Below are 326 nucleotides of genomic sequence, written 5' to 3' on the forward strand. Positions count from 1 at the left end.
CAGTACACAGTGCTCCACATCACAGTTCAGATCTGGAAAATCCTCAATCATGAAGCCTTCTCCATCAATGGACTGACCGCTGTAAGGTACTTCTCTCAGCATCTTATCCACAACCTCACCCAGTTCATTCTTAATCTCAACTTTTTTTGCCTTGCTGCTTCTGTAAAAATTATTCATCGCATACGCAACTTCTTTTGTAATCTCGATCATTTCTCCATCAATATTTGCGTAATACTTTCCTTCGTAAAAATATGGGTGTTCAATATACATATCCGTTCCTCCTGAATTTGAAATCTTGTTGCTCGTTTCAAATCCAGAAGGCGGAC

1 pseudogene is annotated in these 326 nt (G+C 39.6%); it reads right to left on the reverse strand.

The window, feature by feature from the left end:
• Positions 1–326: pseudogene (locus LJE11_RS19445) on the reverse strand (sigma-70 family RNA polymerase sigma factor); the annotation flags it as partial.

This window comes from Blautia sp. DFI.1.216 (assembly GCF_020594215.1).
GTDB classification, from domain to species: domain Bacteria; phylum Bacillota; class Clostridia; order Lachnospirales; family Lachnospiraceae; genus Blautia_A; species Blautia_A wexlerae.